Below are 7,873 nucleotides of genomic sequence, written 5' to 3'. Positions count from 1 at the left end.
GCAGAAACTGGTGATTGGACAGTTCAGAGACGAGGGACCCCGCTTGCGACAGCGTTTTATACAGAGGATGGTAAACGTCATCTACCAAACTATCCAAAAGAATCAGGTTTCTCCTTCATCAAAGTCAATGGCGAAGGCAATCCATTAGGAGGTGTCGTGTTCGAGATTTATGGCGGATTGAATGGAAAGACGTTGGACATCGGTGTCAATGACAATCCATTAGCGCCAGATACGTATTGGGATATGAGTACACCCGTTCAAACACAACCTAGCCATAGTACAACCGGTGAAGTGAATTTTAGCGGATTGAAATCCGGTGATTACTTACTGGTCGAGACGAAAACCGTGGATGGCTATGAATTGCCAGCGGGTCAATGGATAATCACAGTCGATACAAATGCTGGAACAGTGACTGATCCACTTGGACGTGGAGATATATTGCCACCAGCCTTTTATAAAGACAGCGGCAATCTATATCTGCCGAACTATAAAAAACAGGTCATGCCAATGGCGGGTGGAATGGGACTTCATGTAATCGCGAGTCTAGGCGTTCTCCTGATAGGTTTATCAATTTTGCTTCTTTTAGGAAAGAAGCACATTTAACTTAGGTATAGGTTTGCATTAAGCAAATTTATAAAAATAAAATAAAAAAAGGAAAGAAAGAGGGAATGAAAATGAAGAAGCTAAGTAAAGTATTAGCGGTTGTTGCGCTGTTGTTTACAACATTCGGCAGCGGATTAAGTGCTTTTGCCGATCACGATGCGATTCAACCAACGAGTGGAGATTTAACAATCCACAAACACTGGGCAGAAGACAATAGTCAGATCGGTTCAGAAGGAAATGGACTGGAAGATAATACCATCACGAATCCTCCAGTTAAAGATGTGCAATTCAATGTTTACAAATTAACACCAAAAGCTACAACAGATCCAACTGTTCCACCATCAGAAAAAGATGGCGCTGTTTACACTACGAATGGAGCAAAAACAGAATTATCAGTTGCTTATAACGGAAACACTTACACTTATACCATGGCGTTAGAAGCAGGCTCAGGTAAAACAGATGCAAACGGTATTTTGAAATTGACTGGCTTGAAAGGTTTCTACTATGTAGAAGAAGATCTTGCTAACAGTGCGTCACCTAAACCAACAATTCCAGATGGTTCTGGCGGAACGGAAGAAGTAACGATCGCTTCACCAATCAAACCATTCGTTATCTCAGTACCAATGACACATCCAACTGACTTAGACAAATGGAACACAGATGTTCACGTATATCCTAAGAACCAAGGTCAAACACCAACTAAGGACATGGATGGCGCAAGCTCTAATTCAGTAAATATCGGGGATGAAATTGGCTACAACATCAAAGTCAACATTCCTTCAGATATTGAAGACTATGCTGTATACAAAATCAACGATAAATTGGACAGTGCTTTGACATATAAAACAAACACTGCAAAAGCGTATGTATACAAAGACAACGGCTCTGGTGGTTGGACGAAATCAGAAATTCCAAATCCTGGAAATGCAAACTACACAGTTACTGATGCAGATCCTACAACCGGCACGGGGAATGAAAATACTTTAACTGTAGAATTTACTCCAGCTGGTCTTGACGAGTTACAAACTTATATGACTACTACTGGTGGATCATATACACATGTTGGAATTGAATTTACAACTACTGTTAACGAGAATGTCGTTTCTAAACCAAACTACACAATTGTCAATAAAGGGGAAATCGAGTTTAACAATGGCTTGACTACCGGAAATGAAAAAGTACCAACAACTGAAACAGAAACAAACGTTGGTCGAGTAACAATCGATAAAAAAGATCAAAAAGGAAATGCATTAACGGGTGCTGAGTTCCAAATTACAGGTACTGTTGCAAATGCTAAGGCAGGGAGATTCATCAAAGTAAAATTAGACCTTTCTGGCAAAATAATTGCCATTATCCGCCCTGGACATGATGATTATGACGCAGCAACTTCAATTGAGTGGATTGTTAGACCAGGTGAAACAGATCCAGCAAAACTTGGTTTAATTAATGGGAAATTCTATGCCACGAGTTTTGAGGGTTTGAAAACTCATTCAGGAGTGGATGATGCAAAAACTCCAAATAAATACTACGTAGTGGAAACATTGGCACCAGATGGCTATAACTTGCTAGACGGACCAGTTGAAGTGGATTTCACTAACGAAAACGCTGCACACGTTGTGACAAAAGAAGTTATCAACTCAAAAGGCTTCAAACTTCCAGCAACTGGTGGTATGGGACTAATCTTACTTACTATTGCAGGAATCGTATTGATCGGATTAGCGGTAATGGTTATTTTACCGAAGAAACGTCAAGCGTAAGAACGAACTAGTGGGGGAGATTCTCCCCCACTCATTTTTGGAGGGAAGACATTCATGAAACGGATTGTTGTAGCAGTTTTAGTCCTGTTAATTGGGCTTGGTGTATTGGGGTATCCAACCTTGAGTAATTATCTTTCTGAAAAAAATGGTAGTTATGCATTAGATACATATGAAAAAGAAGTCAGCAAGTTAAATAAGGAAAAATTAGCGGAAGAATGGAAAAAGGCTTATGCCTTTAATGAAACACTGGCAGGCAATCCAGTCCACGATCCATTCATTGAAGGATCAGGCTATGCGATCCAAAGCAACTATTATAAGGTTCTAAATATTAAAAATACGATGGGAAAACTAGAGATTCCTAAAATAAAAGTGAAAATGCCGATTTACCATGGAACGAAAGAAGAAACTCTAAAACGCGGAATCGGACATCTGGAAGGCTCTTCTTTACCAGTTGGCGGGAAGAATACGCATAGTGTCTTGACTGGACATACTGGGGTGACAGCCGGAAAGATGTTAACAGATTTGACTGAATTGAAGAAAGGCGATTTGTTCTATTTAAAAATTTTGGATAAAACACTAGCCTATAAGGTAGACCAGATCCAAGTTGTGTTGCCAGAACAAACAGATGCCTTAAAACTAGTCAAGGGAGAAGATCATTGTACGTTGTTGACATGTACACCATATGGCGTGAATTCGCATCGGTTACTTGTTCGAGGCGTGCGTACGAAATATATCCCTGAAGAAAAAGCGAAAATAAAACCAATCAAGAATACAAAAGAAAATCGTAAAGTGTTGTTTGCAGCAATTTGTACAGCTGCTGTAATGCTGATATTGATTGGGATTAGAATATATCTACTTTATAGAAAAGGAAACCAAAAGGCGAAATAGGAGAATTTTTTTAAAATGAAAGGGGGCAGTAGGGTATGTGGAAGAAACTGATAAAATATGTGCTGTTTACTTGTTTGGTGGTGCCGGTGTTGTTTGGTGCATTTCGAGGAATAGACGGACATGCAGCAGGAGAAGAAGTTGAAATCGTTCTTCATAAACGAATACTTAGAGATGCAGATCTGGAGCAATTTGATCCTCATCAAAATGATGGCCTTGAAGCAAGCCAAGAAGCAGACATACTTTCGAAAACAACATCTTTGGATGGAGCGATTTTTGATGTCTACGACGTTACAAAACTTTATCAAGAGAGCAAGTTAGAAGCAAACGATTTTCTAGATCAAGTAAATGAAATGAGCTGTCAGTTTGCGATTGATTATTTGCAGCAACATCAATATAAGCCAATGCTCAAGGGATTGAAAACCGCGAGTGATACTGGAGATAATGGAATTTTAAGGGTGAATGTTCCTAAGTATAATCAAGAACTGCAAACTTATGCTGTTTATTTGATTGTGGAAACAGGCATCGATCCCGCAACGGGAATTACAGCAGATTTGGAGCGAGCTCGACCTTTTGCGGTGATGTTACCAGTAATGGATCCGATGACAGGGGATGAATTGTCAACTATCCATGTTTATCCGAAAAATCTTAGTTATTTGCGTAATCCGTATTTCTATAAGTTAGGGAAGAAGACCGATGGTTCAGAGGTTCCATTAGATGGTGCTGTATTTGTACTTTACCGTTACGATGAAGAAGGAAATAAGGAATATCTTCATATGGATTCAACGACTGATTTGAAAAATAAATGGGTGACGTCGACTGATCCAGTAAATGACACCAATATTAGCAGATATACCTCTAATCAGGATGGATTAGTTGAGATGGAAAATCACTACCTTCCGTCTGGAACTTATTATTTCGAAGAGATCAAAGGTGTTGAAGGCTACGAAATCTCAACGGAGGCAAAGAAGATCCCGGTCGTAATTCCAGAATCGCCAAGAAATGAGAACAACGAACTTCAACACATTTTAGTGAATGGTCAGGCAATGGAAGAAGACGAAAGTGGCCAAATAACTGAGGATGCTAGAAAAAAGAAAGAACCGAGAGTTTATAATCCTGAAAAGGAAAAAGACAAAGACAAAGAAATTTTACCAAAAACTTCCGGGGGAAATAATCCCGCAAATCCCATACAGCAAGCTGCCTCAAAGGTATTACCTCAAACAGGTGAACAACTATTGAACTATTTGATTATCTTGGGTTGTCTGTTTGTAGCCGGAAGTTTATGGTATTGGAACAAAAGGAGGGTGGAGTAACAAAGAGTATAAAGGGAGTAAAATGAGAAAGTTGGATATAAATAAATACTGGGTAATTGCTTTAAAATGATGAAAACTGCGAAGTAACCATTAGTCTTAGGAAGACGGTTATTTCACAGTTTTCTTTTTCTAAAGAAGAATCAAAAATAGAAAACACCACGAATGACCGGTACAAATTCCGATCATTCGTGGTGTTTTAAATAGTTAAATCAACCAACACTTTATTAAAGGAGAACTCTCGATCCGCCATTTGCTGGATCGTTTTTGGTAATTCATCAAGAGTGATGGTATGAGTAATAAATTCATTCATATCTAACGAACCATTTCCGATGAAGTCAATGATCGTCTGCCATTCTTGTCCAGGGAATGGTGCAGAGTATGAGTTCCATGATCCGGTGATAGTAATTTCACCACGGATGATCCGCTCAAAGGTCGCTGCTGGGAAGGTCACGTCTTTGTGGGCAGTACCTAATAGTAAAATTTTCCCATGATCGCGGGTAATCTCGGCTGTTTGGACTTGAGTGAAGGGAACGCCGGCTGTCTCGATAGCGATCTGAACACCGCCGGTCACTTCTTTGATCTTTTCTGTCGCATTTATTTTGGCACTGTTGATCAAAATGGTCGCGCCTAATTTTTCGGCAGACTCAAGCTTTTCTTCTGATAAATCGACTGCGATAATTTGAGTGGCTCCCAATAGTTTGGCTAAACGAATCGCAAATAGACCAATCGTTCCGCAGCCTAGTACAGCGACCGTATCGCCAGCCTGAATTTGAATTCGATTCAAGCCGTGCAATGTCACCGCAGCTGGTTCGATCAAAGCGCCGTATTTCAGCGGTACATATTTAGGAAACGGAATGATATTTTTTAGTGGAACTTTCAAGTATTGAGCAAAGGCACCATCATTGCGAGAGCCCATAAATTTGTAGTTTAAGCATTGACCATAATTTCCCTGTTGGCAATGTTCGCAGCTGAAGCAGGGCTGCATCGGTGCAACTACGACTGGGTCGCCAAGGGCTAAGGTATCGTGGTCACCGATTTTTTCAATTTCTCCTGAGAATTCATGCCCGGGAATTGTCGGAAAAGAATAAGTACCGGTTTTTAAAATGCGATCGAGATCGGAGCCGCAAATTCCTGTGTGGCTGACTTTAATGATTGCTTCGTCGGCATTGATTTGGTCGTCGAATTCTGTGGTTTCGACCCGCAGATCGCTTGGTTGATAGAGAATCGCTGCTTGCATTTTCATTCTATTCACCTGCTATGTTCAAATATGTCTTCATGCCTTCACCAGATTGGGCAAAAGCAAAGGCATCGTTGATTTGTTCTAATGAGAAGGAGTGAGTAGCTAATTGCAGTAAGTCAACTTTTTTGGAAGCGACGATGTCTAAGGATTCACGATAGTTTTCAATCGAAGAGCCTGTCGTTCCTAAAACGATCAATTCTTTATAATGAAGTAGATTGGTATTCAAGGTGACGAATTCTTTGCCCTTTGGCATACCGCCGAAGAAATTTACCCGGCCATGAACGGCGGCAATCTCTAAGGCTTGTTGTTGAACAGCAGGAACTGAACAAGCGGTAATCACGACATCGGCACCCGCACCATTAGTTTCTTCCAACACTCGAGCATTCAAATCTTCTTCTGAAGATAAGACGGTCACATCCGCCCCGATTTTCTTCATTTCTGTTAAACGAGAAGCGGCTACATCTGCCACAATAATCTTCGTGGCTCCGGCTAGTTTATTGATCAGCACATGACAAGCGCCAATCGGTCCCGCCCCAATGATGACAACTGTGTCGCCCGGTTTGGTATTTAGTGCCTTGTAGGAATTGTAGGTGCACGAGAAGGGTTCGACTAAAGCTGCTTCAACATAAGAAAGGTTTGTTGGCACTTTAAAAACATTTCCTCGTTCGATCGCTGCTTGCGGAATCTTCATATACTCTTGGAAACCACCATCATAGCTGATCCCGAAGGCTTCATATTCTGAACAAAGCTGATTATAGCCCTTTTGGCACATTCGACAATGACCACAGCCAACGTTTGGTGCCACTGAGATACGATCACCTAATGAAAACCCGGCAACATTTCCCCCAACTTCAACGACTTCTCCAGCTAACTCATGTCCTAATACACGTTTTTGATCGATTTTGAAATGACCAAACTTGAATATTCGCAAATCCGTTCCACAAATCGAACCGATATGCACCTTGATTAATAATTCGTTTTCGTTAATAACGGGTTTATCTACTTCTTCAACTTGAATATCCTGCGGACCATAAAAGAAACTTGCTTTCATGATAAAACCTCCTGAAATAAAATTTTATTCTGCACCCACAATATATACCCGGAATTTAATTTTGTCAATTGCTAAAATCAAAAGAATTTAATTCCATCCTATATGAGGGCAAAAAAAGCTGCACCAATTAAATTGGCGCGGCTTCTTAACGGCGTGTATATTTCAAGGCTTTATGCGTTGCTTCTAATGAATCGATGGTTGAATCAAAATTTGCTAACCCGTAGCAAACATATAAAATATCGATCAATAAAATTTGTGAAGTTTTAGAAGTAGTAGATTCCCAGCTACGGCTTGATGAACTATGTGTCGGTGTCAGCAACGTCAGCTCAGCAATCGAGTGGATCGGTGACTTGCTGCTGGAAGTGATCGCTAAAGTAGCAGCACCTTTTTTCTTGGCTACCTTTAAGCAGTCTAAAACACTAGCTGTTTTTCCTGAATCACTGATACCGATGAATAGATCATCGGCAGTTGCGGTTGCTGCGGAAATTGTCTGCATACTCGTATCATTCCATAGAATACATTTTTTTCCAGCTCGCGAAAAACGCAGAGTTGCTTCATTCGCCGCAACATTCGAAGCACCGGTGCAGACAAAGTTCAATGACTTGGCTTTTTTGATTAGTGCAACGGCTTCTTCTATTTGACTGATTTGGATCAGACTTTCTAATTCCTTGATGCGCTGAATGTTTTGGTAGATTACTTTTTTGATCGTCATCTCAGTCGAGTCGTCTTGCGAGATGTCATCATACAACACTTCATTCGTTGTATCCTCTGAATTATTTTGCTGCGATAGCTCTTCAGCGAGGCTGATTTTAAATTGGCTGAATTTTTCAAAGCCGATTTCTTGAACGAAACGAGTAATAGAAGATTCTGCGACGTCACATTCTTGTGCGAGCTTTTTCGTAGTAATCGTTTTAGCGATTTCAGGATTCTCGATGATATAGGTACATACCCTGTCTCTTATACACATCTAGATGTGTATAAGAGACAGTGCCAGTTCCGCTTTTAGCAGTATCTAGATTTTTAG

General features: G+C 40.5%; 7 protein-coding genes. 4 read left to right on the top strand and 3 right to left on the bottom strand.

Translation table 11 applies throughout. The features are described from left to right. From A5875_RS09975 to A5875_RS09960, 4 genes are all read left to right on the top strand, one after another. A partial coding sequence (locus A5875_RS09975; RefSeq protein ID WP_176244652.1) for a prealbumin-like fold domain-containing protein occupies positions 1 to 603 on the top strand: 603 nt, incomplete at its 5' end. A 71-nt stretch (positions 604 to 674) separates the two neighbouring features. Then, positions 675 to 2,360, top strand: a complete 1,686-nt coding sequence (locus A5875_RS09970) for a SpaH/EbpB family LPXTG-anchored major pilin (RefSeq protein WP_176244651.1) — start codon at positions 675 to 677, stop codon at positions 2,358 to 2,360. A 54-nt stretch (positions 2,361 to 2,414) separates the two neighbouring features. Continuing rightward, positions 2,415 to 3,248, top strand: coding sequence for a class C sortase (locus A5875_RS09965; RefSeq protein ID WP_088933458.1), 834 nt, complete (start codon positions 2,415 to 2,417; stop codon positions 3,246 to 3,248). A 35-nt stretch (positions 3,249 to 3,283) separates the two neighbouring features. Beyond that, a complete protein-coding gene (locus tag A5875_RS09960) occupies positions 3,284 to 4,558 on the top strand; it encodes a pilin N-terminal domain-containing protein (RefSeq protein WP_088933457.1) in 1,275 nt (424 codons plus the stop codon). A 196-nt stretch (positions 4,559 to 4,754) separates the two neighbouring features. Here the strand turns inward: A5875_RS09960 and A5875_RS09955 are convergent, their stop codons facing one another. The 3 genes from A5875_RS09955 to A5875_RS09945 all read right to left on the bottom strand — a co-directional run bounded on the left by A5875_RS09955 (position 4,755) and on the right by A5875_RS09945 (position 7,816). Further along, the gene (locus tag A5875_RS09955) at positions 4,755 to 5,801 is read right to left on the bottom strand and encodes a galactitol-1-phosphate 5-dehydrogenase (protein WP_088933456.1); all 1,047 of its coding nucleotides are present in this window, start codon (positions 5,799 to 5,801) and stop codon (positions 4,755 to 4,757) included. Between the two features lies 1 nt (position 5,802). Continuing rightward, a complete protein-coding gene (locus A5875_RS09950; protein ID WP_088933455.1) occupies positions 5,803 to 6,849 on the bottom strand; it encodes a zinc-dependent dehydrogenase in 1,047 nt (348 codons plus the stop codon). Positions 6,850 to 6,994: 145 nt separating this feature from the next. Beyond that, positions 6,995 to 7,816: a MurR/RpiR family transcriptional regulator gene (locus tag A5875_RS09945; protein ID WP_088933454.1), complete on the bottom strand. Its 822-nt coding sequence runs from the start codon at positions 7,814 to 7,816 to the stop codon at positions 6,995 to 6,997. Positions 7,817 to 7,873 lie beyond the last annotated feature (57 nt).

It is taken from the genome of Enterococcus sp. 3H8_DIV0648 (assembly GCF_002140655.1).
GTDB classification, from domain to species: Bacteria; Bacillota; Bacilli; order Lactobacillales; family Enterococcaceae; genus Enterococcus_A; species Enterococcus_A hulanensis.
The sequence above is the reverse complement of the archived record's forward strand: the minus strand, read 5'-3'. Positions and strand labels throughout refer to the sequence as shown.

What these genes read in the sequence shown, in the direction of transcription:
- A5875_RS09970 (WP_176244651.1), top strand. Translation starts at nt 675, where the DNA reads ATGAAGAAGCTAAGTAAAGTATTAGCGGTTGTTGCGCTGTTGTTTACA.
- A5875_RS09965 (WP_088933458.1), top strand. Translation starts at nt 2,415, where the DNA reads ATGAAACGGATTGTTGTAGCAGTTTTAGTCCTGTTAATTGGGCTTGGT.
- A5875_RS09960 (WP_088933457.1), top strand. Translation starts at nt 3,284, where the DNA reads ATGTGGAAGAAACTGATAAAATATGTGCTGTTTACTTGTTTGGTGGTG.
- A5875_RS09955 (WP_088933456.1), bottom strand. Translation starts at nt 5,801, where the DNA reads ATGAAAATGCAAGCAGCGATTCTCTATCAACCAAGCGATCTGCGGGTC.
- A5875_RS09950 (WP_088933455.1), bottom strand. Translation starts at nt 6,849, where the DNA reads ATGAAAGCAAGTTTCTTTTATGGTCCGCAGGATATTCAAGTTGAAGAA.
- A5875_RS09945 (WP_088933454.1), bottom strand. Translation starts at nt 7,816, where the DNA reads ATGTGTATAAGAGACAGGGTATGTACCTATATCATCGAGAATCCTGAA.